The 26714-nt window shown below is 62.3% G+C and carries 29 protein-coding genes and 1 tRNA gene; 21 read left to right on the forward strand and 9 right to left on the reverse strand.

What is annotated here, in order from left to right; translation table 11 throughout:
• Positions 1–8: 8 nt before the first annotated feature.
• The 6 genes from NKJ40_RS13555 (at position 9) to glpK (ending at position 6746) form a co-directional block, all read left to right on the forward strand.
• A complete protein-coding gene (locus tag NKJ40_RS13555) occupies positions 9–1076 on the forward strand; it encodes an ABC transporter ATP-binding protein (RefSeq protein ID WP_352466444.1) in 1068 nt (355 codons plus the stop codon).
• Position 1077: 1 nt separating this feature from the next.
• Positions 1078–1944 carry a carbohydrate ABC transporter permease gene (locus tag NKJ40_RS13560; protein WP_023674893.1) on the forward strand — a complete coding sequence of 289 codons (867 nt, stop codon included), beginning with the start codon at positions 1078–1080 and terminating at the stop codon, positions 1942–1944.
• Position 1945: 1 nt separating this feature from the next.
• Entirely contained in the window at positions 1946–2860 is a 915-nt protein-coding gene (locus NKJ40_RS13565) for a carbohydrate ABC transporter permease (protein ID WP_023717772.1), read from the forward strand.
• A 173-nt stretch (positions 2861–3033) separates the two neighbouring features.
• The gene (locus NKJ40_RS13570) at positions 3034–3300 is read left to right on the forward strand and encodes a DUF2160 domain-containing protein (protein WP_031211283.1); all 267 of its coding nucleotides are present in this window, start codon (positions 3034–3036) and stop codon (positions 3298–3300) included.
• Between the two features lie 78 nt (positions 3301–3378).
• Positions 3379–5106, forward strand: a complete 1728-nt coding sequence (locus NKJ40_RS13575) for an ABC transporter substrate-binding protein (RefSeq protein ID WP_352466445.1) — start codon at positions 3379–3381, stop codon at positions 5104–5106.
• 146 nt (positions 5107–5252) lie between these two features.
• A complete protein-coding gene (glpK, locus tag NKJ40_RS13580; RefSeq protein ID WP_352466446.1) occupies positions 5253–6746 on the forward strand; it encodes a glycerol kinase GlpK in 1494 nt (497 codons plus the stop codon).
• 182 nt (positions 6747–6928) lie between these two features.
• On the opposite strand, the gene NKJ40_RS13585 is transcribed toward glpK, so the two are convergent.
• Complete coding sequence (locus NKJ40_RS13585) at positions 6929–7480, reverse strand: BA14K family protein (RefSeq protein WP_352466447.1); 552 nt, start codon at positions 7478–7480, stop codon at positions 6929–6931.
• Positions 7481–7696: 216 nt separating this feature from the next.
• On the opposite strand from NKJ40_RS13585, the gene NKJ40_RS13590 reads away from it, so the two are divergent.
• Positions 7697–7772: transfer RNA gene (locus tag NKJ40_RS13590), tRNA-Lys, on the forward strand.
• An 87-nt stretch (positions 7773–7859) separates the two neighbouring features.
• On the opposite strand, the gene NKJ40_RS13595 is transcribed toward NKJ40_RS13590, so the two are convergent.
• The 5 genes from NKJ40_RS13595 to NKJ40_RS13615 are packed head-to-tail and all read right to left on the reverse strand — an operon-like array spanning position 7860 to position 12316.
• A complete protein-coding gene (locus NKJ40_RS13595) occupies positions 7860–8255 on the reverse strand; it encodes a hypothetical protein (RefSeq protein ID WP_352466448.1) in 396 nt (131 codons plus the stop codon).
• A gap of 46 nt (positions 8256–8301) precedes the next feature.
• Positions 8302–9426, reverse strand: a complete 1125-nt coding sequence (gene dprA / locus NKJ40_RS13600) for a DNA-processing protein DprA (RefSeq protein ID WP_352466449.1) — start codon at positions 9424–9426, stop codon at positions 8302–8304.
• Positions 9423–10010 carry a glycerol-3-phosphate 1-O-acyltransferase PlsY gene (gene plsY / locus NKJ40_RS13605; protein ID WP_352466450.1) on the reverse strand — a complete coding sequence of 196 codons (588 nt, stop codon included), beginning with the start codon at positions 10008–10010 and terminating at the stop codon, positions 9423–9425. Before plsY ends, dprA begins: the two co-directional genes overlap by 4 nt.
• 57 nt (positions 10011–10067) lie before the next feature.
• Complete coding sequence (locus NKJ40_RS13610; protein WP_352466451.1) at positions 10068–11354, reverse strand: dihydroorotase; 1287 nt, start codon at positions 11352–11354, stop codon at positions 10068–10070.
• Positions 11351–12316 carry an aspartate carbamoyltransferase catalytic subunit gene (locus NKJ40_RS13615; RefSeq protein ID WP_352466452.1) on the reverse strand — a complete coding sequence of 322 codons (966 nt, stop codon included), beginning with the start codon at positions 12314–12316 and terminating at the stop codon, positions 11351–11353. The genes NKJ40_RS13610 and NKJ40_RS13615 overlap by 4 nt, the downstream gene beginning before the upstream one ends.
• A gap of 155 nt (positions 12317–12471) precedes the next feature.
• Between NKJ40_RS13615 and NKJ40_RS13620 the strand changes: the two genes are divergently transcribed.
• The 3 genes from NKJ40_RS13620 (at position 12472) to NKJ40_RS13630 (ending at position 15126) form a co-directional block, all read left to right on the forward strand.
• Positions 12472–14100, forward strand: a complete 1629-nt coding sequence (locus tag NKJ40_RS13620) for a DNA alkylation response protein (protein ID WP_292653482.1) — start codon at positions 12472–12474, stop codon at positions 14098–14100.
• 160 nt (positions 14101–14260) lie between these two features.
• Positions 14261–14815 (forward strand): hypothetical protein, encoded by a 555-nt coding sequence (locus tag NKJ40_RS13625; protein WP_352466453.1) that lies wholly within the window; start codon positions 14261–14263, stop codon positions 14813–14815.
• The gene (locus NKJ40_RS13630; protein WP_352466454.1) at positions 14815–15126 is read left to right on the forward strand and encodes a DUF6105 family protein; all 312 of its coding nucleotides are present in this window, start codon (positions 14815–14817) and stop codon (positions 15124–15126) included. The genes NKJ40_RS13625 and NKJ40_RS13630 overlap by 1 nt, the downstream gene beginning before the upstream one ends.
• Here NKJ40_RS13630 and ruvX read toward each other — a convergent pair.
• Positions 15093–15578, reverse strand: a complete 486-nt coding sequence (ruvX, locus tag NKJ40_RS13635; RefSeq protein WP_352466455.1) for a Holliday junction resolvase RuvX — start codon at positions 15576–15578, stop codon at positions 15093–15095. The two genes, NKJ40_RS13630 and ruvX, sit on opposite strands and share 34 nt — an antisense overlap.
• Positions 15579–15694: 116 nt before the next feature.
• On the opposite strand from ruvX, the gene NKJ40_RS13640 reads away from it, so the two are divergent.
• From NKJ40_RS13640 to NKJ40_RS13665, 6 genes are all read left to right on the forward strand, one after another.
• On the forward strand, positions 15695–16402 hold the full coding sequence (locus tag NKJ40_RS13640; protein ID WP_352466456.1) for a metal-dependent hydrolase: 708 nt from the start codon (positions 15695–15697) through the stop codon (positions 16400–16402).
• A gap of 24 nt (positions 16403–16426) precedes the next feature.
• Positions 16427–16843 carry a hypothetical protein gene (locus NKJ40_RS13645; RefSeq protein ID WP_352466457.1) on the forward strand — a complete coding sequence of 139 codons (417 nt, stop codon included), beginning with the start codon at positions 16427–16429 and terminating at the stop codon, positions 16841–16843.
• A gap of 76 nt (positions 16844–16919) precedes the next feature.
• The gene (gatC, locus tag NKJ40_RS13650) at positions 16920–17207 is read left to right on the forward strand and encodes an Asp-tRNA(Asn)/Glu-tRNA(Gln) amidotransferase subunit GatC (protein ID WP_292653488.1); all 288 of its coding nucleotides are present in this window, start codon (positions 16920–16922) and stop codon (positions 17205–17207) included.
• 7 nt (positions 17208–17214) lie between these two features.
• Positions 17215–17673 carry a GNAT family N-acetyltransferase gene (locus NKJ40_RS13655; protein WP_352466458.1) on the forward strand — a complete coding sequence of 153 codons (459 nt, stop codon included), beginning with the start codon at positions 17215–17217 and terminating at the stop codon, positions 17671–17673.
• A complete protein-coding gene (locus NKJ40_RS13660; protein WP_352466459.1) occupies positions 17673–19238 on the forward strand; it encodes an amidase in 1566 nt (521 codons plus the stop codon). The genes NKJ40_RS13655 and NKJ40_RS13660 overlap by 1 nt, the downstream gene beginning before the upstream one ends.
• Positions 19239–19266: 28 nt before the next feature.
• The gene (locus tag NKJ40_RS13665) at positions 19267–20061 is read left to right on the forward strand and encodes a YdcF family protein (RefSeq protein WP_352466460.1); all 795 of its coding nucleotides are present in this window, start codon (positions 19267–19269) and stop codon (positions 20059–20061) included.
• On the opposite strand, the gene NKJ40_RS13670 is transcribed toward NKJ40_RS13665, so the two are convergent.
• Positions 20010–20753 (reverse strand): DUF599 domain-containing protein, encoded by a 744-nt coding sequence (locus NKJ40_RS13670; RefSeq protein ID WP_352466461.1) that lies wholly within the window; start codon positions 20751–20753, stop codon positions 20010–20012. The two genes, NKJ40_RS13665 and NKJ40_RS13670, sit on opposite strands and share 52 nt — an antisense overlap.
• Before the next feature lie 170 nt (positions 20754–20923).
• Here NKJ40_RS13670 and NKJ40_RS13675 point away from each other — a divergent pair, with 170 nt between their 5' ends.
• The 4 genes from NKJ40_RS13675 (at position 20924) to NKJ40_RS13690 (ending at position 24404) form a co-directional block, all read left to right on the forward strand.
• Positions 20924–22327, forward strand: coding sequence for an L-serine ammonia-lyase (locus tag NKJ40_RS13675; RefSeq protein ID WP_352466462.1), 1404 nt, complete (start codon positions 20924–20926; stop codon positions 22325–22327).
• An 84-nt stretch (positions 22328–22411) separates the two neighbouring features.
• Complete coding sequence (locus NKJ40_RS13680) at positions 22412–22849, forward strand: DUF1489 family protein (RefSeq protein ID WP_352466463.1); 438 nt, start codon at positions 22412–22414, stop codon at positions 22847–22849.
• 125 nt (positions 22850–22974) lie between these two features.
• A complete protein-coding gene (locus NKJ40_RS13685) occupies positions 22975–23706 on the forward strand; it encodes a vWA domain-containing protein (protein ID WP_352466464.1) in 732 nt (243 codons plus the stop codon).
• On the forward strand, positions 23706–24404 hold the full coding sequence (locus tag NKJ40_RS13690) for a DnaJ domain-containing protein (protein WP_352466465.1): 699 nt from the start codon (positions 23706–23708) through the stop codon (positions 24402–24404). Before NKJ40_RS13685 ends, NKJ40_RS13690 begins: the two co-directional genes overlap by 1 nt.
• Positions 24405–24452: 48 nt before the next feature.
• Here the strand turns inward: NKJ40_RS13690 and NKJ40_RS13695 are convergent, their stop codons facing one another.
• Positions 24453–25841 carry an SPOR domain-containing protein gene (locus NKJ40_RS13695; protein ID WP_352466466.1) on the reverse strand — a complete coding sequence of 463 codons (1389 nt, stop codon included), beginning with the start codon at positions 25839–25841 and terminating at the stop codon, positions 24453–24455.
• A 299-nt stretch (positions 25842–26140) separates the two neighbouring features.
• Between NKJ40_RS13695 and NKJ40_RS13700 the strand changes: the two genes are divergently transcribed.
• Complete coding sequence (locus NKJ40_RS13700) at positions 26141–26470, forward strand: phasin family protein (RefSeq protein ID WP_352466467.1); 330 nt, start codon at positions 26141–26143, stop codon at positions 26468–26470.
• The last annotated feature ends 244 nt before the right edge of the window (positions 26471–26714 follow it).

The raw sequence follows: 26714 nt of genomic DNA on the forward strand, positions 1-26714 counted from the left end.
AGGAAGCGATGGCGCGCATCGATGTCAATCATATCCGCCACACCTATCTGCAGAACCCGCGCACGGATGCCGATTTCGCCCTGAAGGAAGTGCACCACACGTTCGAGGATGGCGGCGCTTATGCGCTGCTCGGCCCGTCCGGCTGCGGCAAGACTACGCTGCTCAACATCATTTCGGGATTGCTGCATCCCTCGCACGGCCAGCTGCTGTTCAACGGAAGGGACGTGACCAATCTGTCGACCCAAGAGCGCAACATCGCCCAGGTCTTCCAGTTCCCGGTGATCTACGACACGATGACCGTCTACGACAATCTGGCGTTCCCGCTGCGCAATCGCGGCGTGCCGGAGGCCGACGTCGACCGCAAGGTGCGCGAGACGCTGGAGATGACCGGGCTGGCCGATATGGCCAAACGAAAGGCGCGCGGACTGACCGCCGACCAGAAGCAGAAAATCTCGCTCGGACGCGGGCTGGTGCGCTCCGACGTCAATGCCATCCTGTTCGACGAGCCTTTGACCGTCATCGACCCGCATATGAAATGGGTGCTGCGCTCGCAGTTGAAGCAGCTTCACCGCCGCTTCGGCTACACCATGGTCTATGTCACGCACGACCAGACCGAGGCGTTGACCTTCGCCGACAGGGTGGTCGTCATGTATGACGGCGAAATCGTGCAGATCGGCACACCGGCGGAGCTGTTCGAGCGCCCGCGCCACACCTTTGTCGGCTATTTCATCGGCTCGCCCGGCATGAATGTCATGCCGGTGGCGATCGACGGCAAGACCGCGAAGCTGGGCTCGCAGCAGATCGAACTGCCGGGCGTGCCCAAGGCGGGCGGCGGCGCCATCGAGCTCGGCATCCGTCCCGAATATGTGCGCCTGGGCAGCCAGGGCATGGCCGTCCGGGTCAGCAAGATCGAGGACGTCGGCCGCCACAAGGTGGTCCGTGCCAATCTCGAAGGGCGCGAGATCGCCGCCATCATCGGCGAGGACGAGACAGTTCCGGCTGATCCGAAGGTGCGGTTCGACCCGGCCGGCATCAACATCTATGCCAATTCCTGGCGCGTCGAGATGGGAGCCTGAAGTGGAAAAGACCTGGAACAACAGAGCCTGGTTCCTGGTGCTGCCGGTGCTGCTGCTGGTGGCGTTCTCGGCGGTCATACCGCTGATGACGGTTGTCAATTATTCGGTGCAGGACACTTTCGGCAACAACGTCTTCTTCTGGGCCGGCACCGAGTGGTTCGAGGAACTGCTTTCCTCCAGCCGCTTCTGGCAGGCGATGATCCGCAACCTTGTCTTCTCCTTCATCATCCTGGCGATCGAAGTGCCGCTCGGCATCTTCATTGCGCTCAATATGCCGAAGAAGGGTTGGGGCGTGCCTGTTTGCCTTGTTTTGATGGCGTTGCCGCTGCTGATCCCGTGGAACGTCGTCGGCACCATCTGGCAGGTGTTCGGGCGCAACGACATCGGCCTGCTCGGCTATTACGTCAACGCGCTCGGCATCGACTATAATTATGTGCAAGACCCTTATGACGCCTGGGTCACGGTCATCATCATGGACGTCTGGCATTGGACCAGCCTCGTCGTTCTGCTCTGCTATGCCGGCCTGGTCTCGATCCCGGATGCCTTTTATCAGGCGGCCAAGATCGACGGCGCCTCGCGCTGGGCGGTGTTCCGTTACATCCAGCTGCCGAAGATGAACCGCGTGCTGCTGATTGCCGTGCTGCTGCGCTTTATGGATAGCTTCATGATCTACACGGAACCGTTCGTGGTGACCGGCGGCGGACCCGGCAACTCGACGACCTTTCTTTCGATCGATCTCGTCAAGACGGCGCTCGGCCAGTTCGACCTCGGCCCGGCGGCGGCGATGTCGCTGGTCTACTTCCTTATCGTCCTGTTGTTGTCATGGGTGTTCTACACCGTGATGACCAATTACGACGCGGAGCGCTGAGATGAGCCGCGCTGACGAAAGAGCCGACAGAGTGAGCGAGACGACAGCTTCGCAAGGATTGGCCAGCACGCTGCGGCAGGACGAGATCGCACGGCTCATGCGCCGTCGCGGCGAGGAGTCGCGTTGGTGGTGGATCGTGCCGACGCTCTACATCATCGTTCTGCTTTTGCCGATCTACTGGCTCATCAATATGAGCTTCAAGACCAATGGCGAGATCGTCTCGTCGCTGACGCTCTACCCGCACGCACCGACATTAGCGAATTACCGCACCATCTTCACCGACGCGTCCTGGTATTCGGGCTACATCAACTCGATCACCTATGTGGTTATGAACATGGTGATTTCGGTGGCCGCAGCGCTGCCTGCTGCCTACGCCTTTTCGCGCTATCGCTTCCTCGGCGACAAACATCTGTTCTTCTGGCTGCTGACCAACCGCATGGCGCCGCCGGCGGTGTTCGCGCTGCCATTCTTCCAGCTTTATTCGGCCTTCGGCCTTATCGACACCCATATCGCCGTGGCTCTGGCGCATTGCCTGTTCAACGTGCCGCTGGCGGTGTGGATCCTCGAAGGCTTCATGTCGGGCGTGCCGAAGGAGATCGATGAGACCGCCTATATCGACGGCTATTCGTTCCCGCGCTTCTTCATCAAGATCTTCATGCCGCTGATTGCGAGCGGCATCGGCGTGGCGTGCTTCTTCTGCTTCATGTTCTCGTGGGTCGAGCTGCTGATCGCCCGCACGCTGACGACCACGGACGCCAAGCCGATCGCCGCGACCATGACCCGCACCGTTTCGGCCGCCGGCATGGATTGGGGGCTGCTCGCCGCAGCCGGCGTGCTGACGCTGATTCCCGGCGCGCTCGTCATCTGGTTTGTGCGCAACTACATCGCCAAGGGCTTTGCCCTGGGGAGGGTATGATGGAGCAGGTCGACAGAAGCCCCTGGTGGTGGGCCGTGCTGTTTCTCGCCCTGGTCGTAGTGGCCTGGGTGGCATTTCAAATCGATTTCGTGGCAATAACGGTAGGCTTCAGCGATCCGGCCAATATCCGCCTGTGGGGATTTAACCTCTCGTCCAACCTCGATTTTTCGTGGATGGCCTGGACGTGGCCGACCGCGGCCTTCTTTGGAACCATCTTTCTGCTGCTTTGCGGCATGGCGGCGTGGGAATACGTCTCGCCGGGCGGCAATCCGCGCGTCGGCGTGCTGCGCTTCGAAACGACGCGCGGCGACCGCCTGTTCCTGTCGCTGCTTGGCAGCGCCTTTATCCATCTCGCTTGGCTGGGTCTAGTCGGACCCAATCTGTGGTGGGCTCTCGCTCTCTCCGTGGTCTACGCCGTCGGCGTGTTCCGCTACGTATAGAGGGGGAAACTGTTGGAACGGCGGCGTGCCGGCCGCCGATCCAGATCGCACTTTGAACTTTAACAGTGGAGGAAATACATGCGACGGCAATTCTTGACATCAACAACTGCGCTTGTCCTGTTGCTCGGGGCAAGCAATGCCTATGCCGGAATGGACGAGGCCAAGGCCTTCCTGGACAAGGAAATCGGCGACCTGTCGACACTCGACCGCGCCGGCCAGGAAGCCGAAATGCAATGGTTCATCGATGCCGCGAAACCTTTCGCCGGCATGGATATCAAGGTGGTTTCCGAAACCATCGCCACGCATCAGTATGAATCGCAGGTGCTCGCGCCGGCCTTTACGGCCATCACCGGCATCAAGGTTACGCACGACGTCACCCAGGAAGGCGACGTTGTCGAGAAGATCCAGACCCAGATGCAGACCGGCCAGAACCTCTATGACGGCTGGGTCAACGATTCCGATCTGATCGGCACGCACTGGCGCTACCAGCAGGTGCGCAACCTGACCGACTGGATGGCAGGCGACGGCAAGGATGTCACCAACCCGAATCTCGACCTGAAGGATTTCATCGGCACCTCGTTCACCACCGCGCCCGACAAGAAACTCTACCAGCTTCCCGACCAGCAGTTCGCGAACCTCTACTGGTTCCGTTACGACTGGTTCAACGACGAGAAGAACAAGGCGGACTTCAAGGCCAAATACGGTTACGACCTCGGCGTGCCGGTGAATTGGTCGGCCTATGAGGACATTGCAGCGTTCTTCACCGGGCGTGAGATCGACGGCAAGAAGGTCTACGGCCATATGGACTATGGCAAGAAGGACCCGTCGCTCGGCTGGCGGTTCACCGACGCCTGGCTGTCGATGGCCGGCAATGGCGACAAGGGCATTCCGAACGGTCTGCCCGTCGACGAATGGGGCATCAAGGTCGACGAGAATTCGCGTCCGGTCGGTTCCTGCACGGCGCGCGGCGGTGACACCAATGGTCCGGCTTCCGTCTACGCCATCCAGAAGTATCTCGATTGGCTGAAGGCCTATGCACCGGCGGAAGCCCAGGGCATGACCTTCTCCGAATCGGGGCCAGTTCCGGCGCAGGGCGCGGTTGCCCAGCAGATCTTCTGGTACACCGCCTTCACCGCCAGCATGGTCGACGCCAGCGCCAAGGCGGTGCTGAACGACGACGGCACGCCGAAGTGGCGCATGGCGCCGTCGCCACATGGCGTCTACTGGAAGGACGGCATGAAGCTCGGCTATCAGGACGTCGGTTCCTGGACGCTGATGAAGTCGACGCCGACCGACCGCGCCAAGGCCGCCTGGCTCTACGCCCAGTTCGTCACCTCGAAGACGGTCGACGTGAAGAAGAGCCATGTCGGCCTGACCTTCATCCGCGAGAGCACGATCCACGACAAGAGCTTCACCGAACGTGCGCCAAAGCTCGGCGGCTTGATCGAGTTCTACCGCTCGCCGGCGCGCGTCCAGTGGTCGCCGACCGGCACCAACGTGCCGGACTATCCGAAGCTGGCACAGCTCTGGTGGCAGGCGATCGGCGATGCTTCGTCGGGCGCCAAGAGCCCGCAGGAAGCGATGGACTCGCTCTGCGCCGAGCAGGAAAAGGTGATGAGCCGCATCGAGAAGTCGGGCGTCCAGGGCGATATTGGCCCGAAGATGGCCGAAGAGCATGACCTCGCCTACTGGAACGCCGACGCGGTCAAGAAGGGCAATCTCGCTCCTCAGCTCAAGATCGAGAACGAGAAGGAAAAGCCGGTCACCATCAACTACGACGAACTGGTGAAGAGCTGGCAGCAATAGGACCGTTTGATGCGGGCGTCCGCGCCCGCATCGCCATGCTCAGGGGAGGCGGCATGTTGCCGTCTCCCCTGTTTGCGTGAACGGCTCCGCGCCGTCTGGCGTCGAGACACCGTAGCACCTTTGAATTCGCTTCGACGGGAGAGAGAATGACCGGATACATCCTTGCAATCGACCAGGGAACGACATCGAGCCGGGCGATCCTGTTCGACGACAAAATGAAGGTCGTCGGCAGCGGGCAAAAAGAATTCACCCAATATTATCCGGCCTCCGGCTGGGTCGAGCACGATCCCGAGGAGATATGGGCAAGCGTCGTGGAAACGGTGAAGGCCGCGCTGAAGACAGCCGACCGCAACGCGGCGGACGTCGCCGCGATCGGCATTACCAACCAGCGCGAAACGGTCGTCATCTGGGACAAAGAGACCGGCAAGCCGATTCACAACGCGATTGTCTGGCAGGACCGCCGCACCGCGCCGCTATGCCAGAAACTGAAGAAGTTGGGGCTGGAGAAGAAATTCACGAAAAAGACCGGCCTGCTGCTCGATCCCTATTTCTCCGGCACCAAGATCGCCTGGATGCTGGACAAGGTGAAGGGCGCCAGAAAACGCGCCGAGAAGGGCGAATTGCTGGCCGGCACCATCGACAGTTTTCTGATTTGGCGCCTGACTGGCGGCAAGGTCCACGCCACTGACGCCACCAACGCCTCGCGCACACTGGTCTACAACATCGAACAAAACGCCTGGGACGACGAGCTGCTGGCCATTCTTGGCATAACTGCAAGAATGCTGCCGCAGGTGAAAGATTGTGCCGATGATTTTGGAATCACCGACAAAAGCCTGTTTGGTGCACAGATCAGAATCCTCGGTGTGGCCGGCGACCAGCATGCGGCGGCGATCGGCCAGGCCTGTTTCGAGCCAGGCATGATGAAATCCACCTACGGCACCGGTTGCTTCGCGCTGCTCAACACCGGCAGCGATCTAGTGCGTTCGAAAAACCGGCTTTTGACCACCATCGCCTATAGGCTGAACGGCAAGACCACCTATGCGCTGGAGGGCTCGATCTTTATCGCCGGCGCCGCCGTACAATGGCTGCGCGACGGCATCAAGGTGATCGGCAAGGCCGAGCAGAGCGGCAAATTGGCGGCGGAAGCCGATCCGACACAGAACGTCTATCTGGTGCCGGCTTTCGTCGGGCTCGGCGCACCGCACTGGGATGCCGAGGCGCGCGGCGCCATCTTCGGGCTGACCCGCAATTCGGGGCCGGCGGAATTTGCCCGCGCGGCACTGGAATCCGTTGCGTTCCAAACGCGCGATCTGCTTGACGCCATGCGCAAGGACTGGAAGGGTGCCTCGGCCAAGACTGTGCTCAGGGTCGATGGCGGCATGGTGGCGTCGGACTGGACCATGCAGCGGCTGGCCGACATTCTCGATGCGCCGGTCGACCGGCCGACAATTCTCGAGACGACCGCGCTTGGTGCGGCATGGCTGGCCGGCTCGAAGGCCGGTGTTTGGCCGAAGGCGCGGGAATTCGCCAGGAGTTGGGCGCTCGAGCGCCGATTCAAGCCGGACATGGATGCTTCGACACGTGCCGCCAAGCTGGCAGGTTGGCGCCACGCTGTGCGCAGGACGCTAAGCATGCAATAAGCAGGGATGTCCCCGGATTCACACTAATGAAAAACCCGCGCCGTTTCGGGCGCGGGCCTGCAGCCTCTAATCTAATGCATGTCGCGCAAAAGTGTGCAGCGGTTCATTCTCGCCTCTTCGCAATGAATGTCACAAGACAAGCGCGTCGCATGAGGCCGATCGAACGCGACGCGCTTTAGGACTCAGTAAGGCGACCGGCACTGCCGGCGCGGACCGTAGTTGGGCTGGTAAGTGTTGTCAGAAGCGCGATAGCTCCGATAACGATCATAGCACCACTGCACGTGTGCATCGCCACGATAGACACGATTCTGGTTGACAATCGCGCCCGTAATCAGCGCTCCGGCAGCAAACGCGGCCAGCGGGAACCAGAAGTCGCCGTGGCGGCGGTAGCCGGGACGGTAGTAGCGATAGCCGCGATGGCCACGCCAGTACATGCCGTCGTCACGCGAGAAATCGCGACGGGAGAAATCGCGGTTGAAGTTGCGTTTTCTCCATATCCTGTGGTCGACGGTCTGGACATCCGACGAGACGCTCTGGCCTAGCGGTACATAGACGGGCTGAGCATTGACTGGCACGATCTCAGCAACGGCGAACGATGCTGACAGGGCGGTGGCCAGCAGGCCCGATACAATCCTGTTCATGGTCTTCTCCTTGAAAGGCGTGTCCCTTGTGGCGGGAAAACGGGCAGGCTGCGCAAATTGTTCCGCTAAAAATCCCAAGTTGCTGATCTGCAAAGGTTCTCTCGATTCGCTGCTTGCGCTTGTCCCGCAAAGCGCGAGCTTCGGCCTTGCGCGAGAGGGAGGCAGTTCCGTCAACGCCGAAGCGCACCGCACGGCATGCATGACACGGCAGGAAAGTCCGGTTTGGGAGCCGTCTTTTTCCGGTTGACCGGCAGAGGCACTCTCCCTATGTTCCGCGCAATTTCGAGGGCGGCCTTTCTGAGCCCGCGGGAGCGCGTAGCTCAGCCGGTAGAGCAACTGACTTTTAATCAGTAGGTCATGGGTTCGAATCCCATCGCGCTCACCATCAATAAAATTGTACGGCCGGAGACATGGGTAACAGTTTGCACCTAAGACATGGGTGACAACCTCGTGCCGAACGCATGCAGTGGCCTTAGCCGCCCGCGCCATCGTCCATCATCGTGCCGGTGAGCGCCTCATAGGCTCTGGTGCACAGCTGTGAATGCGGACAATCCTTCACGATAAGCACTGGCACCACGGTGAGAACCGCTGCGGCAAGGATTTGCAGGCAAAGACCGACGGCGCTTACCTTGCTGTCGAACATGCCGGCCAGGAAAAAGTAGAGACCCTGGGCCATGCAGGCTGCCGTCAGAATGCCCAGAAGCGTGCTGGTCGCTCTTGCGAAGGGCGTTATGTAGCCGTCAGGAAAACCCAGCATGCCGAGATCGGCGGACCATTGCAGCGCCAGCATGACGCTCAGCGCTGACCAGACGAGGGCCGTCGTACGAGTGAACAGCGTCTGCTTTGGTTTATTGCTCGGATCGGCCATCGGGATCACGTCGGAATTGCTTGCCGGGACATGCGCAAGCTCTCGGTCAGATCAGTGAGACGTTGCCGCCGGCATGGCGTTCGAGCCGTCCGGCGAGGTCGAGCTCCAGCAGCACCATGAACACTTGAGCGGGATGCAGGCCGGTGTGGCGGATGATCTCGTCGACTGCTACCGGCGTCGGGCCGAGCGCCTCGACGACGCGGTCGCGGTCGTCCTCGCGCGGCGGGGGCGTTGCCGAAAAGTCGGGCGGCTCTTCGAGCGGCGATGTCCTTGGCGTCCAGGCGCCGACCAGCGGCGCGATCGCACTGGTGATATCGGCGGCCTCGGTGACAAGAGTGGCGCCGTCCTTGAGCAGGCCATTGGTGCCGGCGGCGCGCGGATCGAGCGGCGAACCGGGAACGGCGAAAACCAGCCGGCCCATCTCGCCGGCAAGCCGGGCGCTGATCAGCGAGCCGGAGCGCTGTGCGGCCTCGACCACCACCAATCCCAATGCAGCACCGGCGACGAGCCGGTTGCGGCGGGGAAAATCCTGTGCGCGCGGCTGCCAGCCAAACGGCATTTCGGAAATGATGGCGCCGCCGCGCTCGGCGATCTCATCGCACAGGCCGGCATTTTCGGGCGGGTAAGGCAAATCCAGGCCGCCAGCGAGCACGCCGATCGTGCCGGTCGAAAGGCTGCCCTGGTGCGCGGCCGTATCGATGCCGCGCGCCAGGCCGGAGACAATGCCATAGCCGTCGCGGCCGAGATCTGCCGCCAGCATCCGCGCCATCTTGATGCCGGCCAGCGATGCGTTGCGAGCGCCGACGATGGCGACCGCTGGCAAGCGGAACACCGCGCTATTGCCCCTGACTGCGAGCAGCGGCGGCGGATGATCCATGCTTTTCATCAGCGGCGGATAATCCGCCTCGCCGATGCCGACGAAGCGGGCGCCAGCCCGCCGGGCGGTCTCCAGCTCCGCCTCGGTCTCGGCAATGGACGGGATGCGGGCGATTTTTTTGGCGCCACCCGAAATCATCAGCTCCGGCAGCATCGATAACGCTGCTTCGGCCGAACCGAACCGGTTGATCAGGTCGCGAAAGGAAGCCGGGCCGACATTCGGCGTACGGATCAGACGAAGCCAGCTCAGCCGCTGCCGGTCGCTGAGGCGCGGCCCGGCATTGGGCTCGCTCACTCCTTGGCCCCGATCTTACCCTCGGTGCCGGCAAGCAGCCGCGCAATGTTGGCGCGGTGCTTTACGATGACGATGAGGCTCATCGCCGCGAAAAGCCCGGCAATCTGCTGCGTGCTCAGGAAATACAGGGCCACGGGCACGACCACCGCTGCCGTCAGTGCCGCAAGCGAGGAGAAGCGGAACAGGAAGGCCACCGCCAGCCAGACGACGGCGAAGATCAGTGCCACCTGCCAGGCAAGGCCGATCAGCACGCCAAGGTAAGTGGCGACACCCTTGCCGCCCTTGAAGCCGAGCCAGACCGGAAAGAGATGGCCTAAAAACGCGCCGAAGCCGGCCCAAAGTCCGAGCTCGGGCGCAAAGCGGCCTGCGATCAACACCGCCGCGGTGCCCTTCAGCGCATCGAGCAGCAGCGTGGCTGCGGCCAAGCCCTTGTTGCCGGTGCGCAGCACATTGGTGGCGCCGATGTTGCCGGAGCCGATGTTGCGCACGTCGCCGAGGCCGGCTGCACGGGTGATCAGCAGGCCAAACGGGATCGAGCCGAGAAGATAGCCGAACACCAATGCCAAGACGGGACTGTAAACCATTGTTCCCCCGAACTTTCCTTGGCCGAGCGGATTTGAAGACGTAACGGCCGCTCCGTCCTACGCCGAAAACACTCTGCGGCCCGCCACCATCGTTTGCAAGACCTTGCCTTGCAGCCGCGCGCCTTCGAAACAGGTGTTTTTCGAGCGCGAGCGGATGCCGCTCTCGCTGACGACCCATGGCTCGTCCAGATCGACAAGCGCAAGATCGGCCGATGCCCCCGGTTTCAGCGTGCCGCCGGGCAGGCCGAACAATCTTGCCGGCGCGGTCGACAGTGTCTCGACCAGCCGGAGCAGCGTCGCGTCGCCATTGTGATAGAGCCGCAGCGCTGCGCCCAGCAGCGTTTCCAGCCCGATGGCGCCGGCCGCGGCATCGGCAAAGGGCAGGCGCTTGGTGTCGACGTCTTGCGGGTCGTGGGAGGAGACGATGAGGTCGATAGTGCCGTCCTTGATCGCTTCGATCATCGCCAGCCGATCTTCTTCAGCGCGCAGCGGCGGCGTCAGCCGGAAGAAGGTGCGGTACTCGCCGACATCGTTCTCGTTGAGCGACAAATTGTGGATCGACACGCCTGATGTGACGTTGGCGCCATCGGCTTTCGCGCGTGCTACCGCGTTTGCCGCCATAGCCGTCGAAATCTTGGCAGCGTGATAGGCGCCGCCGGTCAGCCGAGCCAACGCGAGATCGCGGTCCAGGGGAATCGATTCGGCTTCGCGCGGAATGCCGGCAAGGCCAAGCCAGCTTGCGTAAAGGCCTTCGTTCATGACGCCGGCCGAGGCGAGATTGGCGTCCTGGGTTTCATGCGCGATGACGCCGCCGAAATCGCGCGCATAGGTCAGCGCGCGGCGCATCACCAGCGCGCTGGCAATAGAATGGCGGCCGTCGGTGAAGGCGACCGCGCCGGCCTCGCGCAGCAGGCCGAATTCGGTCATCTCGCGGCCTTCCAGCCCCTTGGTGATCGCTGCCGCCGGAAAGATGTTGACGATTGCAGTGTCCTTGGCGGTGCGCAGCACGAACTCGACCAATGCGACATTGTCGATCACCGGGTCGGTATCGGGCATCATGACGACTGAGGTGACGCCGCCGGCCGCCGCAGCGATGCTCGCCGAAGCAATGGTCTCGCGGTGTTCGCCGCCCGGTTCGCCGATGAAGACACGCGCATCGATCAATCCGGGGATGATAGTCTTGCCGGCGCAGTCGATGATCGTGGCGCCTTCGGGCGCGCCCTGGTTCAAGGCCGCCTTGCCGGCCGCAAGGATTTTGCGGCCTTCGACTATGACGGTACCGACCTCATCAATGCCGCGCGACGGGTCGACGATGCGGGCTCGGCTGAAGACCGCTATGCTCATGCGCCGCGGCCCTCGTGGTTTCGACGGGGATCGAGCAGTGCTTCCATCACCGCCATACGTACGGCGACGCCCATCTCAACCTGTTCCTGGATGACGCTTTGCGGGCCGTCGGCGATCTCGGAGGCGATCTCGACGCCGCGGTTCATCGGGCCGGGATGCATGACCAGCGCGCCGTCCTTGGCTGCTTTCAGCTTCTCGGCGTCGAGGCCGAAATAGTGGAAATATTCGCGCACTGACGGTACGAAAGCGCCTTCCATGCGTTCGCGCTGCAGGCGCAGCATCATCACCACGTCGGCGTCCTTCAGACCCTCGGCCATCGAGCGGGTGACGATGACGCCCATCTTCTCGATGCCGGCGGGCAAAAGCGTCGAAGGGGCGACGACCCTGACCTGGGTACCAAGCGCGTTGAGCAGGATGATGTTGGAGCGCGCCACGCGCGAATGCAGGATGTCGCCGCAGATCGCCACGATCAGCTTTGACAGCGGACCCTTGGCGCGGCGGATGGTCAGTGCGTCGAGCAGCGCCTGGGTAGGGTGCTCATGGGCGCCGTCGCCGGCATTGACCACCGAGCAGCCGACTTTTTGGGCAAGAAGTGCTGCCGCACCGGCCGATTGATGGCGGATGATCAATATGTCGGGACGCATGGCGTTCAGCGTCATCGCCGTATCGATCAGCGTTTCGCCCTTTTTCACCGAAGAGCTCGCTACGGACATGTTCATGACGTCGGCGCCGAGCCGTTTGCCGGCCAGCTCGAACGACGATTGCGTCCGGGTCGAGGCTTCGTAGAAGAGATTGATCTGAGTGCGGCCGCGCAGCGTCGATGTCTTCTTGTCCGACTGCCGCGAGATGGCAACGGCCCGGTCCGCCCGGTCGAGCAGTAGCTCGATATCGGCGGGGGAAAGATCGCGGATGCCCAGAAGATGGCGGTGGGGATAAAGTGGCAGGGACGATGCGTCGGTCATCTCAAGTCGCTGCTATAGGGGGGAGGCCTCGCGGCTGCAAGCACCGGCTTGGGATTGGATTGGTTCTCCCCGGTATTTTCGTCGCGCCCCGCTGGCCATAGGCTATAAACCGCCTTGGCTTTGGATTCGCAGCCTTCAGGTGATAAGGACGAAGCGTGACTGACGACGTGACCAACCAGCCGCCGCCGCTGGCCGGCGGCAACGCCTGGCGGGGCGATCCGTTGCTGATCCAGCTTGCCGAGCGCTTTTCCGATCCGGTCCGCAAGGACCTCGACGGGCTTGGTCGTTTCGTTCTGACCCATGAGGCGCAGGAGTTGGCCCGTCTTGCCAATGTCGAGACGCCGAAGCTCAGGACCCATGATCGCCAGGGCCGGCGCATCGACCAGGTCGAGTTCCATCCCGCCTATCACGCGCTGATGCGCCGCTCTGTTGCCAACGGGCTGCATTCGTCGGTCTGGGAGAATGGCGATGCCGAGATCGGCCGTCGCCACCAGGTGCGTGCCGCGCGCTTTTATCTCACGGCTGAGCTCGAGACCGGGCATCTCTGCCCGATCACCATGACCAGCGCTTCGCTGGCAGCGCTGATGGCCAGCCCGAAGCTGTTTCGCGAATGGGCGCCTCGGGTGACGACGCGGAAATACGATCAAAGCCAAAAGCCGCCGGTCGAAAAGGCCGGGCTAACACTCGGCATGGGCATGACCGAGAAGCAAGGCGGCACCGATGTCCGTGCCAACGTCACCAGGGCCGAGCGGGCCGGCAGTGGGTTTTATCGCCTGACCGGCCACAAATGGTTCATGTCGGCGCCGATGTCGGATGCCTTCCTGGTGCTCGGACAGGTGCCGGAGGGACTGTCGTGCTTTCTCGTGCCCCGCTTGCTCGGCGACGGATCCGGCAACGGCTTCCGTTTTCAACGGCTGAAGGACAAGCTCGGCAATCGATCCAATGCCTCGTCGGAGGTGGAATTCGTCAATGCCATCGGCGAGATGGTCGGCGAGCCCGGCGCCGGCGTGAAGACGATCATGGACATGGTGACCCTGACGCGGCTCGACTGTGCCGTCGCCTCGTCGGCGATCATGCGGGCCGGACTGGCCGAGGCTGTCCACCACACGCGCCACCGCAAGGTGTTTGGAACCAATCTGATCGAGCAGCCGCTGATGCAGCGTGTGCTGGCCGATATGGCGCTGGACGTTGCCGCCGCTACCGCGCTGTCGTTCCGGCTGGCGCGCTCCTTCGACGAGGCGGCCGGCGACCGCGGCGAGGCGGCCTTCGCCCGCGCCATGACGCCGGTCGTCAAATACTGGGTCTGCAAGATCGCGCCGCCGCTGCTCTATGAAGCAATGGAGTGCCTCGGCGGCAACGGCTATGTCGAAGAGGGGCCGCTCGCCCGCTACTATCGCGAAGCTCCGGTCAACGCGATCTGGGAAGGTTCAGGCAACGTCATGGCGCTCGACGTGCTACGTGTGCTGGGGCGTGCACCCGGCCTGTTCGATGACGTGCTGTCCGGCATCGACCGCGATCTCGGTGCAGGCGGACGCGGCACCGTCGGCGTGCTCAAGGCGGCAATGCAGGTCGCGGCTACCGACGAGGGCTCGGCGCGGCTGTTGACAGAACAATTGGCATTGTCGGCGGCGGCGGCAGAGCTTCGCAGGCTGGGGGCAGGGCGGATCGCCGACGCCTTCGTCGAAACGCGCCTCGCCGGCCAGTGGCGCAATACCTATGGCATGATCGATTCGCGCCATGATGCGCGCATGATCATCGATACGCTCTACCCGCCGATCAACTAAGTGCCGTCGCCCAATTCGCTGCCGCTCTCTCGCCCCATGTGGATGGCCGTTAACCTTAACGAATGGTTTCCATTGCGGCGACCGGTGGCAAAGCCCAGTGTTATGGTTAAGGCAAGGATTGTTCAGCTTGAGCAGCTTTGCCCTGCGAAGCAGGAGCGTCATGCGGCATATTCTGAGCTCTTTTCTGGCATTGCATTGGGCGGCCGTTTTCGCCCTGCTGGCGTTCATCTGCATCGACGGAAATCGAGGCGTCGCGATGGCCCTTGGCGTGCTCGGCGTTCCCGTCCAGAACACTCGATTTGCCGATCTCGAAAACGCCGTCGTCGTGGCGCCGCTCGCCGTGGCACTGCTTGTCGTCGCGGTGCTGTTCTGCTGGGCCTTTGTTGAAGCACTGACCAGCGACGCGACCAACCCGGACCCCGCCGACAGCGTCGTGCGGATCGCCTTCATCTCCGCCCTGGGCGTGCTGTCGCTGATAGTCGTCGGCGGAGCCGCGCAAGGCATTAATGGGCTGTTCATGGTTGTCGCGGTGCAATTGGCGGCACTTCTGGCGTCCTATGTCGCGATGCTCGCCGAGCGGCGGTCGGCCGTTGCCGCGGCAGTTCCAGGGACCGGCGAAATCCGAGCGGCCGCGCATGTCATGGCCAAGGCAGCGGCGCATAATTCCTCGCTTGCCCGCATTTCCGGCCGGCTGGATTCGAGGGATGACCGCTAATGCGCACCTTGTTCGCGCTGTGGGCGGCTCCGCTCCTCTTATTTTGGGGCTGGTTCTTTCTGTCGCTCAACGACATCAATTTCGGCTATGTCATGCTGAGCCGCCAATTGCACGATCTCGTCTTCCAGCTCTATGGACAGATGCTGGGCGTCGATCCGGCGCTCATTCCGGGCATGGTGGCGAAAGCTTGCGTATTCGACGGGCTGCTGCTGATGGCGTTCTGGGCATTTCGCCGCCGCAAGGCGATCGGCAGCTGGATCACGGCGATGCGCAACCGCTATTTCGACCAGGCATCGACGCCGAGCGCCTGAAGGCGGTCGAGAACGCCCTGCAGGATAAAAGCGGCCGCCGCCGAATCGATCTTGCCGGCGCGTTTCTTGCGGGAAAAATCCATCTCGATCAGCGTCCGCTCGGCCGCCACCGTCGAGAGTCGTTCGTCCCAAAAGACGAACGGCAGATCGGTCAATCCAGCCATGTTGCGGACGAAAGCGTGGGATTTTTGGGCGCGCGGGCCTTCCGAGCCGTCCATGTTGATGGGGAGGCCGATCACCACGGCGCCGGCATGTTCCTTCTGTAGCAGTGCGAGCAGCACCGCGGCATCGAGCGAGAATTTCCTGCGCATGATGACAGGGCGCGGGTGCGCGAAGGACAAGCCGCGGTCGGAAACCGCCACGCCGATCGTTTTGTCGCCGAGGTCGAGACCGGCCAGGGTCTTGCCGCCGCCGAGCCGGGCCGGCAACTCCTCTATGGTGATGATGCCCAACGGCTTTTCCTTTGACCGCGACGCCGCACGTCCTATACGCGCAAAGCGTGCGCGGCACTTTAATTTCGCCGTCGGCGTTCTATCCTCTACCGAAGCAAAAATCGAGGAAAGCATTGATGAAACTGACTTGGCACGGACATTCGGCATTCCGAATCGAAATCGAAGGCGCGAAAATCCTCATCGACCCCTATCTGGTCGGCAATCCGTCATGGACAGGCGGCTGGGAAGGGCCGGCCGAAGGGGTCACGCACGTGTTGCTCACCCATGGCCACAGCGACCACATCAGCGGCGCCATCGAAGTGCTCAAGAAGAGCGGCGCGATGCTGGTCGCCAATTTCGAGATTTGCATGTACCTGGTCGGCAAGGGCGTCGGTGACAAGCAGATCAACCCCGGCAATATCGGCGGCACCGTCGATTGCGGCGGCTTCACCACCACCTTCGTTCAGGCTCTGCATTCATCGTCCTTTCCGGGCGAGGGTGGCCAGAATACCTATCTCGGCAATCCGGGCGGGCTCGTCCTGCACTTCCCCGAGGACAAGACGCTTTATCATATGGGCGACACTGACATTTTTTCCGACATGGCGCTGATCAACGAATTGCATGAACCGAAGATCGGCATCGTGCCGATCGGCGACCGCTTCACCATGGGTGGCGCGGTGGCAGCCCTTGCCTGCCAGCGTTTCTTCAAGTTCGAGACCGTCGTTCCCGCCCACTTCGGCACGTTTCCGATGATCGACCAGACCGCCGACAAATTCGTGGCCGGGCTGGATGGATCTGGTGTGAAAGTGGCGTTGCCGAAGATCGGCGAGACGATTACGCTGTAAAGAAAGCCGGTCCGGAACGATACGATGCGCTTGAGAAATTCTCTTTGCATTTCCATGCTGGTTGCCGCGTCGCCGGCGCTGGCCGCGGAGAATTTCATCGAGGGCGTCTATCTGCAATCGGAGGAACTCTGCGCGCAGGCCAAAAAGGATACGCTGCAGACGGTGATCGAGGGCTGCAATATCGTGCTGTCGGCAAATGGCTTAGAAAGCATCGAATATAATTGTGAATTCCTGCAGATCACCAAAGCGACTCGCTCGCCAAGCTGGGCGGTGACCGCCATATGCCAGGAACCGGGCTACGTCTTTCCCGATGTTCTCTCACTGACACAGATGAGCCCGAAGCAGATCGACCTGGTATCGGTTCGGCCTGCCGCCGACGAAGGCGAGCAGAGCGGCAACGGCGGCAGTTATTTCCTCTGCGACGGCGTCGCGATGCCATAGGGCAGTTGTTGGCACGATGCATGTTGCGCGGCACGCGCCGCGCCGCTATAGCGCTGGTTTTCCCCGAGGCACAAACATGTCCGTTGATATAAAAACCGTGAAGCGCGTCGCGCATCTTGCCCGTATTGCGGTGAGCGAGGAGGATGCAGAGCGCATGACCGGCGAATTGAACGCCATTTTGGGCTTTGTCGAGCAATTGAACGAGGTCGATGTTTCCGGCGTCGAGCCGATGACCTCGGTCACGCCGATGGCAATGAAAAAGCGCCAGGACGGCGTCACCGACGGCGGCAAGGCAGCCGACATCGTCGCCAACGCGCCGGCGACCGAAGAGAATTTCTTCCTTGTGCCGAAGGTCGTGGAGTAGCTGGCCGATGGCAATCGAGATCGCCGCGGAGACGCCGCTGCAGGACGATGTGCGTGGGCTGGTCGAGGAGCTCAACGCCACATTGCTGGAGCTGACGCCGCCGGAGCATTGCTACCATTTGACGGTCGAGCAGATGGCGGACGGCGACACGACCGTCTTCATCGCCCGCGATAACGGTCTTGCCATCGGTTGCGGCGCACTGAAGCGCCACGATACTGTCGTCGGCGAGGTCAAGCGCATGTATACGCGACCTTCGCATCGCGGCCGCAAGATCGGCGCGAAGATTGTCGAGCGAATCGAGGCGCTGGCGCGCCAAGAAGGGCTTAAGCGTCTGGTGCTGGAGACGGGGGACCGTCATCCCGCCGCCTGGACCGTCTACGAGCGCGCCGGTTTTTCGCGCTGCCGTCCGGTGCTGAATTATCCCGATTCCGAGTGGTCGGTGTTTTACGAAAAGAGCCTTGCCTGATGAGCGACCTGACCCAGCTGACGATTTCGCAGGCCCGCGCCAAATTGCGCTCCAGGGAGATCACTGCCACCGAAATCACCGAGGCTTATCTATCGGCGATCGAGCGAGCCAATCCGGCGCTCAACGCCTATGTCGTGGTCACCGACGACAGGGCGCGCGACATGGCCAAGGCCTCCGACGCGAAACTGGCCAAGGGCGAGGGCGGGTCGCTCGAGGGTATCCCGCTCGGCATCAAGGATCTGTTCGGCACCGAAGGCGTCCACACCCAGGCCTGCAGCCATGTGCTAGACGGCTTCAAGCCGCGCTACGAATCGACGGTCACCGCCAATCTGTGGGCGGATGGCGCCGTCATGCTCGGCAAGCTCAACATGGACGAGTTCGCCATGGGCTCGTCCAACGAGACCTCGTATTACGGGCCCGTCATCAACCCGTGGCGGCGTTCGCGCTTCGACACGGTGGTGATGCCGACAACGCATCAGGGCGAGGGCGGCTTCGTTTCGGCCGGCGGCACCAGGACCGCGCGCACGTTGGACAATGCCCAATTGGTGCCGGGCGGTTCATCTGGTGGCTCGGCATCAGCCGTCTCGGCCTTCCTGTGCGCCGGCGCCACCGCCACCGATACCGGCGGCTCGATCCGCCAGCCCGCTGCCCTCACCGGCACGGTCGGCATCAAGCCGACCTATGGCCGCTGCTCGCGCTGGGGCATCGTCGCCTTCGCCTCGTCGCTCGACCAGGCCGGGCCGATCGCGCGCGACGTCCGCGACGCCGCGATCCTGCTGAAGTCGATGGCTTCGGTCGACCCGAAGGACACGACCTCCGTCGACCTGCCGGTGCCGGATTACGAGGCGGCGATCGGCCGCCCGATCAGGGGCATGAAGGTCGGCATCCCCAAGGAATACCGTGTCGACGGCATGCCCGCGGAGATCGAGGCGCTGTGGCAGAAAGGCATTGCCTGGCTGAGGGATGCCGGCGCCGAGATCGTCGATATCTCGCTGCCGCACACGAAATACGCGCTGCCGGCCTATTACATTGTGGCGCCGGCCGAAGCTTCGTCCAACCTCGCCCGTTACGACGGCGTCCGCTATGGCTTGCGCGTGCCCGGCAAGGACATTGTCGACATGTATGAAAAGACCCGCGCCGCCGGCTTCGGGCGCGAGGTCAAGCGCCGCATCATGATCGGCACCTATGTGCTTTCCGCCGGCTACTACGATGCCTACTATCTACAGGCGCAGAAGGTTCGAACCTTGATCAAGCGCGACTTCGAAAATGTGTTTGCCGCAGGCGTCGACGTCATTCTGACGCCGGCAACGCCGTCCGCCGCCTTTGGCATCGCCGACGAGGACATGGCAGCCGACCCGGTCAAAATGTATCTCAACGACATCTTTACGGTGACGGTGAACATGGCCGGCCTGCCCGGCATAGCGGTTCCGGCTGGGCTCGACGCCAAGGGGCTGCCGCTCGGCCTGCAGCTAATCGGCCGGCCCTTCGACGAGGAAACGCTGTTCCAGACCGCCCACGTCATCGAACAGGCGGCCGGCACATTTCAGCCGGAAAAATGGTGGTAGGATCGTTTCTCATCTGAGGGGGTGAGGGATGTTCTTCTATGTCTCCAAGATTCTCTGGTTCTTCGTCCAGCCGTTGAATCTCACGATCTTCCTGCTGCTGGCGGGGCTGGTCGCGGCGATGTTCGGCCGGCGACGGTTGGCGACCGCCGGCAGCGCTCTTGCCTTCCTCATTCTGGCGGTTTCGACATGGAGCCCGCTCGGCCCCATGATGCTCAATCGGCTGGAGGAACGCTTCCCCAGGCCGCCGCTGCCGGAAAAGGTTGACGGTATCGTGGTGCTTGGCGGCAGTCTGGATGGCGCCGTCAATCTGGTGCGTGGTGGCTATGAAATGAACTCCAGCGGCGACCGGATGGTCGAGGCGGCCGTGCTGGCGCGGCGGTTTCCGACAGCGAAAGTCGTTATCTCCGGTGGCAGCATCGAAACGTTCCGCGGCGGCGAAGGCGATGCAGATACCGCGCCGCGTCTTTTCGCCGCTTTCGGCGTGGCGGCCGATCGGCTGATCCTCGAGAACAAATCCCGCAACACCTACGAGAATGCTGTCTTTACCAAGGAACTGGTGACGCCGAAACCGGGCGAGACCTGGTTGCTGGTGACCTCGGCCTTCCACATGCCACGCGCCAAGGCGCTGTTCGACAAAGCCGGCTTTTCGACCGTTCCGTGGCCAGTCGACTATCGCACCTCCGGTAGGGAAGGCATCACCACGTTCCCCTATCCCGGCGACTGGCTGGAGGTCAGCACTGTTGCGATCCGCGAATGGATAGGGCTCATCGCCTATTGGCTGTCGGGCCGCATCGATCGGCCTTTTCCCGGGCCGGGCGGCTGACCGAGCACCGCCTGCCGCGCCGCCGAGAAAAATTGGCGGCGCACCAGTACCGCCAGCAGCAGCAGCGTCGATAGCACGAAAACGGCGGGATCGACGAACCAGCCAAGATAACCAATCGAGAAGAACACGCCGCGCAGGCCCGAATTGAAATGCTTCCCGGCCAGCATGTTCATGCGCGCGGCACGCCAGACTGCCGTTTCGGTGACCGGATTGCGCGACGCCTCGCCATGCGGAATCGGCACGGCGCCGATCAGGATCGAGCAATAATTGAACAGCCGGTAAGCCCAGCCGAACTTGAAGAAGGAAAAGGCCAGGATCAGCACCAGCCCGAACACCTTCGTCTGGAAGGCCGCGCGTGAGGACGTGGCGCCAAACGGCAGGTCGCTCAGCACGGTCAGAACCTGATCGGAGGCGCCGAGCAGGGCAAAACAGCCGCCGATGGCAATCAGCGAACTGGAGGCAAAGAAGGCGGTTCCCTGTTGCAGGCCGCTCATGATGGCGGTGTCGACGATGCGGATCTCGCGTTCGGCCATGGTCCGCATCCAGGCCTCGCGCTGCGCGTTCATCGCCCTCGTCAGCGACATGCGGCTGACCAGCATTCCGTCGGCGGCGAGCGTATGCAGCACCCACGCGGCAAGGAAGAACCCCAGCGCCGCAAGGTCGGCCGTCGATAGATGAAAGGAATCGCTCATGCATTGCTTTTACCACAGGCGGCGGTAACGCTTCGATGGCCGAAGCTGGAATGTCGCTGCCGGAGCAAACAAGGTCGGCAGGCGCAGCGCCGCGGTCCTTAAAACAGCGGAAAACATCATGGGAATTCCTATATGTAGACCTCAACAGGGTCCCCGGAGAAAACGCCCACGTGTTCCTTTCGGTTTTCGACTTGTTCAAGATCGGCATCGGCCCATCGAGTTCGCACACGATGGGGCCAATGACGGCTGCGCGGCGGTTTCTCGACGAGATTGCGGGAGACGACTGGCCGCGCCCGGCCGGCGCCAAGGTCAACCGGATCGCGGCCAGCCTGCATGGCTCGCTCGCCTATACCGGCATCGGCCATGGCTCCGATCGTGCCGTGGTGCTCGGCCTCGCCGGCCAGACGCCGCAGACGGTGGATCCCGACCAGGCGGACGGCATCGTCGCTCGCATCGCCGCCGAGAACCGGATTTCGCCGCCTGGCCATCTGTCCTATCGTTTCGACCCGGCAACGGATCTTGTGCTGGATCGCAAGACGCCGCTGCCGGGTCACGCCAATGGCATGGCCTTCTCTGCCTATGATGCCGGCGACCGGTTGCTGCTGCGGCGCGTCTACTATTCGATCGGCGGCGGCTTCGTAGTGTCCGAGGAAGAACTGCAGCGGCTGAAGGCAAGAGGCTCGGCGACAACAGAGGGCAAGAAGGTTCCGTATCCGTTCAAAAACGCCGTCGAAATGCTCTCAATGGCAGCGAAAAGCGGGCTTTCCATTGCCGAGATGAAGCGCGTCAACGAGGAGACGCAGATGTCGCGCGAGGAGCTCGACGCCGGCCTCGACGGCATCTGGAGCGCCATGAAGGGCTGCATCGAGCGTGGCCTGTCACAAGACGGCATCATGCCGGGCGGACTGAAAGTGCGCCGCCGTGCCCGGATGCTGCACGACAAGCTGCAAGAGCAATGGCAGCAGAACCGGCCCAACCCGCTGCTCGCCAATGACTGGCTGTCGATCTATGCGATGGCGGTCAATGAGGAGAACGCCGCCGGCGGCCGTGTCGTCACCGCGCCAACCAATGGGGCGGCCGGCACTCTGCCCGCGGTGCTGCGTTACTGGCTGCATTTCCATCCCGAAGCCGACCAGCCCGGCATTCGCGATTTCCTGCTGACGGCGGCCGCCGTTGGCGGCATCATCAAAACCAATGCTTCGATCTCGGGCGCCGAAGTCGGCTGCCAGGGCGAGGTCGGTTCGGCTTCGGCAATGGCTGCGGCGGGACTGTGCGCCGTTATGGGCGGCACACCCGAGCAGGTCGAGAACGCCGCCGAAATCGCGCTGGAACATCATCTCGGCATGACCTGCGATCCGGTCGGCGGCCTGGTGCAGGTGCCGTGCATCGAGCGCAACGCGCTTGGCGCCGTCAAGGCGGTGACCGCCGCTTCGCTGGCCATCAAGGGCGACGGCGTTCATTTCGTGCCGCTCGATGCCGCGATCGAGACGATGCGCCAGACCGGCCTCGACATGAACGAAAAGTACAAGGAGACCAGCCTTGGCGGATTGGCCGTCAATGTCGTGGAGTGCTGAGCGCCAATCTGGGGCCTGGACCACCATTGTGGAGAAGTCGATCAGGCTGTTGACGCGTTCGCGTGCTGGACTAAACCTTAAACGATGTCTCTCAATCTCATAAAGCTTTGCGTCGGCTGTGACAGCGTCGAGGATCTGGAAGAGTGGATTGCCTTCCGTCTCGACGAGCGGCGCCGCGCTGGCGAACCGGCCGAGCACTACCACACCACCCGCATGGTGCCGACGCGCGGCGCCGAGATTACCGACGGCGGCTCGCTCTACTGGGTGATCAAGGGTAATGTCCAATGCCGCCAGCTGATCACCGAAATCCGGCCCTTCACCGATGACGAGGGCATCGGCCGTTGCCATCTGATCCTCGATCCTGAGGTCGTGCGAACCGACTGGCAACCGCGCCGTGCATTCCAGGGGTGGCGCTACCTGAAGCCGGCGGACGCGCCGGCCGATCTCGGCAAAGGCAAAGCCGGGCTGATCGAGATGCCGCCGAAGCTCAGGCGTGAGCTTGCCGATCTCGGCCTGCTCTGACGCCAAGAAACGCAACGCCAAGACCACCAGCCGAAGTGCTTGTCCGCAGTTGCCATCATCACCGGTCCTCCAGGTCGCCTCATCTGGGCTTGCAAGCCGGGGAACAACGCCACATCTTGAATGTCATGAGCGACAAGAAGCAGCCCGTGCCTGCAAGGGCCAATCCTGCGCCGGTCGAGTCTCAATCGAGCACCGGCGAGATCGACGCGTTTCTCCGTCAGGCAAGAACGCTCGCTGCATCCGCCACCGGTTCAGGCAGGCTGATTCTGTCCCTCGACGCGACGATGAGCCGCCAGCCGACCTGGGATCTCGCCTGTGCGCTGCAGGCCGAGATGTTCGACGCCGTCGGCAGGGCTGGGGCGCTCAAGGTACAGCTGGTCTATTTTCGCGATCTTGGCGAGTGCCGCTCCTCCGCATTCGTCACCGATACCGAAGCTCTGAAACAGCTGATGACGCGGATCGAATGCCGCAGCGGCCATACCCAAATCGGCAAGGTGCTTGCCCATGCGCTGAAACAGACGGCGGCGGCCAAGGTCAACGCGCTGGTCTATATCGGCGACGCGATGGAAGAAAACATAGATGATCTGGCCGAAAAGGCCGGCAGCCTCGGTCTGCACGGCGTTCCTGTCTTCGTCTTTCAGGAGGGCCATGATGCCGCCGCGGAAAAGGCGTTCAAGGAAATTGCTCGGCTGTCGAAAGGGGCCTGGTTCCGGTTCGATCGGCGGGCTGCCGCAACCTTGGCCGGCCTGCTTTCGTCCGTCGCCGTGTTTGCGACCGGCGGGCTGAAAGCACTGGAGGCCCGGGGCAGGCCGGAGGACCGGCTGATGATCGAGCATATGCGGGGCGGCGGAAACTGATGGGCGCAATTATCGCTTTTGTAGCATTGCTTCTGGTGTTTCTCGGCACGGTCACTGTCTTCCTGCGCGCCGATCCGGCCAAGCTTGCAGGCGGCATGAGGACGCTTGGACCTGTGCTGCTCGGGCTGATCGGCGTAGCCGTGCTGCTGGTCGGGCGCGAGGGTATCGGCGGCTTGATCCTGTCGGCTGCGCTCGCCTGGTACGGCTCCATGCGCATGAATCGGCCGGCATCAAAACTGGCACCAGGCAAGCGTTCGACAGTTCGTACAGCGGCGCTTGAGATGGAACTCGATCACGATACCGGTGGCCTCGAAGGCCTCGTGCTGGCTGGGCGCCATGAAGGCAAGATGCTTGGCTCGATGGGGCTTGCCGAATTGCAGCAACTCTATCGCGAACTCTCCGGCGATCCGGAGAGCCGCCAATTGCTAGAGACGTATCTTGACGGCAGATTTCCCATCTGGCGCAAAGACGCTGATGCGAATGGTGGCGAAGGGCTGGGTGTTGCGCCAGGTTCTGGCGCCATGACTAAGGAGGAGGCCTACAAGATCCTTGGTCTTGAAGCGGGGGCTGCCGCGGCGGATGTCCGCAAGGCGCACCGCCGCCTGATGCAGCGCCTGCACCCCGATATCGGTGGCACGTCTTTCCTGGCGGCGCGGATCAATGAAGCCAAGGACGTCTTGCTCTCCAATCACAACTAGTCTCCTTCGACGCAGAACTTTCGGGAAAGATATCGTTTCGCGCGCCGCTTACTGCTGGACGGCGTAGCACTCGATCTTCTTCTTTTTCAAAGCGTTGCAGGCCTTCCAGGCAGCGGTCTTCGAACCGAAACCACCGAACCGGGCGCGGTAGTAGGTGACACCGTCCTTGTCGAAGGCGACGGTGAAACCGGAGGCATCGGCCAGAACGGAGGGCGCCTGCTTCGTCGCCTTGTCGAGGAAAGCCTTCGCTTCGGCCTGTTTTGGCGAAGAGGCGACCTGTATTGCCCAGCCGGATGGCACTGACGCCGTGCTGACCGGATCGACCTCTGCCGCCGGTTCGGCATAGGCTGCGGCGACCCGGGCTGTCGCCACGTCGTCCACCGTCGACACAGCCGTCGTCTTGACCCTCTTGGCCTGAACGACCGGAGTGGTTTCTTCAACGACGGGCGCATTTTCCTCGACAAGGGAGGCAACGGCATCGTCGTCCGGCTTACTGTCCGGTGTCGGCGCGTCATGCTTCGGTAGAAGCACCTTGGCCAAGGCTGAAATCGGATTGCCGCCACCAGCCTTGGCAATCAGCACGCCGCCGCCGCGCGACGACGCCTTCGGCATGTAGGCATTGATCAACCCGGCCATCTGGCTGTCGCGGCTGCCGCCGGACCTGCCGCCCATGACCACCGCTACGATGCGCCGATCGCCATCCGAGACCGAGGAGACCAGATTGTAACCGGAGGCGCGGGTGTAACCGGTCTTGATGCCGTCGACGCCCTTGATGCGTCCGAGCAGACGATTGTGGCCGTTGATACGCTGCCGCCCATAAAGAAAGGAGCGCTGCGAGAAATAGCCGTAATATTGCGGAAAATGCTCTCTCAGGGCGATGCCGAGCATCGCCATGTCGCGCGCGGTCGTGAACTGGCCGGGATCAGGCAAGCCGTTGGCGTTGCGGAAAACGGTTCCCCTCATGCCCAGCGCCCGCGCCTTGGCGGTCATCATGCGGGCGAAATTGGCTTCATTGCCGCCGAGCATCTCGCCAAGCGCCGTTGCGGAATCGTTTGCCGATTTGGTCACCATCGACAGGATCGCGGTCTCGACCGTGACCGAGCCGCCCCGCTTGACGCCGAGCTTCGTCGGCGGTTCGGCAGCGGCATTGGCCGAGAACACGACCGGGGAATTCTTGCTGATCCTGCCCTTCGCCAATGCCTCGAACGTCAGATAGAGCGTCATCATCTTGGTAAGCGACGCCGGATAGCGCCGGCCATCGGCGTCCGACGAATAAAGCACCTTGCCGGTCTTGGCATCGATGACGATGGCCGCCGACTTGGCCGCCATGGATGAAGCCGCGTCCGCGACGACGAAGCTCATCGCCATAGCGAGGATCATGATCGTTTGGAGGGAGGACGCGGATTTGGAAACGAAGCCCGACAACGCCTTACGCACTGATAGTTCCTTTGAATTTCCGTTGCCTTGGAGGCGGCAAAGGGTCCTGCCTCACCTTCGGCCACGCTAACGCGGGCAGCGTTACCAATCCGTTTATGGTAACCGCCGCGTTCACCATTTTCTGCGGGATTGAGCTTCTCTTTATTCGAATCTTAGCGATTGCCGGCAGCTCACGATGCGCATTGCCGCGGGAATCTTGACTTTTTGTGCACTGCACAATATGTTTACACGCATTGCACAACGCGGCCCGGACAAGGCGCGTCTATCGTCCAAGGCAACCGTTCAAGGGAATGTGTGAAATGACCCAGACCTATGAAGATTTCAGCAAATACGGCAAGGAATTTGCCGACACCGGATTGAAGAGCTTCGCCTCGCTGTCCAAGGGTGCGCAGGCTATCGCCGCCGAGGCGGGCGAGTACACCAAGAAAAGCTTCGAAGCCGGTAGCGCCGTTGTCGAGAAGCTCTTTTCCGCCAAGTCGCTGGACAAGGCGATCGAGATCCAGTCCGACTATGCCAAGCAGTCCTATGAGAGCTTCGTCACCGAGGCCACCAAGCTTGGCGATCTCTATGCCGAACTCGCCAAGGAAGCCTACAAGCCGTTCGAATCGATCGTCGCCAAGGCGAAGTAAATTCGACGAACGTTCCGAGCCGGCCCTGGGCTCGCAAGGACAGACCCGGTCGCAAACGCGCGGCCGGGTTTTTTCATGCCAGCTCGAAATCGGGGCCTGCGGTCTTCACGATTTGAAAAATCGGTCAAGTTTGGCCACCTAGCCATATTGTCAGCTAAACAGAAGGGCTTAAAATCGTCCATCGAACACCTACATGTCGAGCATGCATGAGGATTCGAAAGAGGCAGGACTACGTGACTACAGG

Origin of the sequence: Mesorhizobium sp. M0119, assembly GCF_040322615.1 — a bacterium.
Taxonomy (GTDB): domain Bacteria; phylum Pseudomonadota; class Alphaproteobacteria; order Rhizobiales; family Rhizobiaceae; genus Mesorhizobium.

Bases quoted from the DNA above. Each gene is read 5' to 3' on its own strand.
- NKJ40_RS13555 (WP_352466444.1), top strand. From the start codon at position 9: ATGGCGCGCATCGATGTCAATCATATCCGCCACACCTATCTGCAGAAC.
- NKJ40_RS13565 (WP_023717772.1), top strand. From the start codon at position 1,946: ATGAGCCGCGCTGACGAAAGAGCCGACAGAGTGAGCGAGACGACAGCT.
- NKJ40_RS13570 (WP_031211283.1), top strand. From the start codon at position 3,034: ATGGCCTGGACGTGGCCGACCGCGGCCTTCTTTGGAACCATCTTTCTG.
- NKJ40_RS13575 (WP_352466445.1), top strand. From the start codon at position 3,379: ATGCGACGGCAATTCTTGACATCAACAACTGCGCTTGTCCTGTTGCTC.
- glpK (WP_352466446.1), top strand. From the start codon at position 5,253: ATGACCGGATACATCCTTGCAATCGACCAGGGAACGACATCGAGCCGG.
- NKJ40_RS13595 (WP_352466448.1), bottom strand. From the start codon at position 8,255: ATGGCCGATCCGAGCAATAAACCAAAGCAGACGCTGTTCACTCGTACG.
- plsY (WP_352466450.1), bottom strand. From the start codon at position 10,010: ATGGTTTACAGTCCCGTCTTGGCATTGGTGTTCGGCTATCTTCTCGGC.
- NKJ40_RS13610 (WP_352466451.1), bottom strand. From the start codon at position 11,354: ATGAGCATAGCGGTCTTCAGCCGAGCCCGCATCGTCGACCCGTCGCGC.
- NKJ40_RS13615 (WP_352466452.1), bottom strand. From the start codon at position 12,316: ATGACCGACGCATCGTCCCTGCCACTTTATCCCCACCGCCATCTTCTG.
- NKJ40_RS13625 (WP_352466453.1), top strand. From the start codon at position 14,261: ATGCGGCATATTCTGAGCTCTTTTCTGGCATTGCATTGGGCGGCCGTT.
- NKJ40_RS13630 (WP_352466454.1), top strand. From the start codon at position 14,815: ATGCGCACCTTGTTCGCGCTGTGGGCGGCTCCGCTCCTCTTATTTTGG.
- NKJ40_RS13640 (WP_352466456.1), top strand. From the start codon at position 15,695: ATGAAACTGACTTGGCACGGACATTCGGCATTCCGAATCGAAATCGAA.
- NKJ40_RS13645 (WP_352466457.1), top strand. From the start codon at position 16,427: ATGCGCTTGAGAAATTCTCTTTGCATTTCCATGCTGGTTGCCGCGTCG.
- gatC (WP_292653488.1), top strand. From the start codon at position 16,920: ATGTCCGTTGATATAAAAACCGTGAAGCGCGTCGCGCATCTTGCCCGT.
- NKJ40_RS13655 (WP_352466458.1), top strand. From the start codon at position 17,215: ATGGCAATCGAGATCGCCGCGGAGACGCCGCTGCAGGACGATGTGCGT.
- NKJ40_RS13660 (WP_352466459.1), top strand. From the start codon at position 17,673: ATGAGCGACCTGACCCAGCTGACGATTTCGCAGGCCCGCGCCAAATTG.
- NKJ40_RS13665 (WP_352466460.1), top strand. From the start codon at position 19,267: ATGTTCTTCTATGTCTCCAAGATTCTCTGGTTCTTCGTCCAGCCGTTG.
- NKJ40_RS13670 (WP_352466461.1), bottom strand. From the start codon at position 20,753: ATGAGCGATTCCTTTCATCTATCGACGGCCGACCTTGCGGCGCTGGGG.
- NKJ40_RS13680 (WP_352466463.1), top strand. From the start codon at position 22,412: ATGTCTCTCAATCTCATAAAGCTTTGCGTCGGCTGTGACAGCGTCGAG.
- NKJ40_RS13685 (WP_352466464.1), top strand. From the start codon at position 22,975: ATGAGCGACAAGAAGCAGCCCGTGCCTGCAAGGGCCAATCCTGCGCCG.
- NKJ40_RS13690 (WP_352466465.1), top strand. From the start codon at position 23,706: ATGGGCGCAATTATCGCTTTTGTAGCATTGCTTCTGGTGTTTCTCGGC.
- NKJ40_RS13700 (WP_352466467.1), top strand. From the start codon at position 26,141: ATGACCCAGACCTATGAAGATTTCAGCAAATACGGCAAGGAATTTGCC.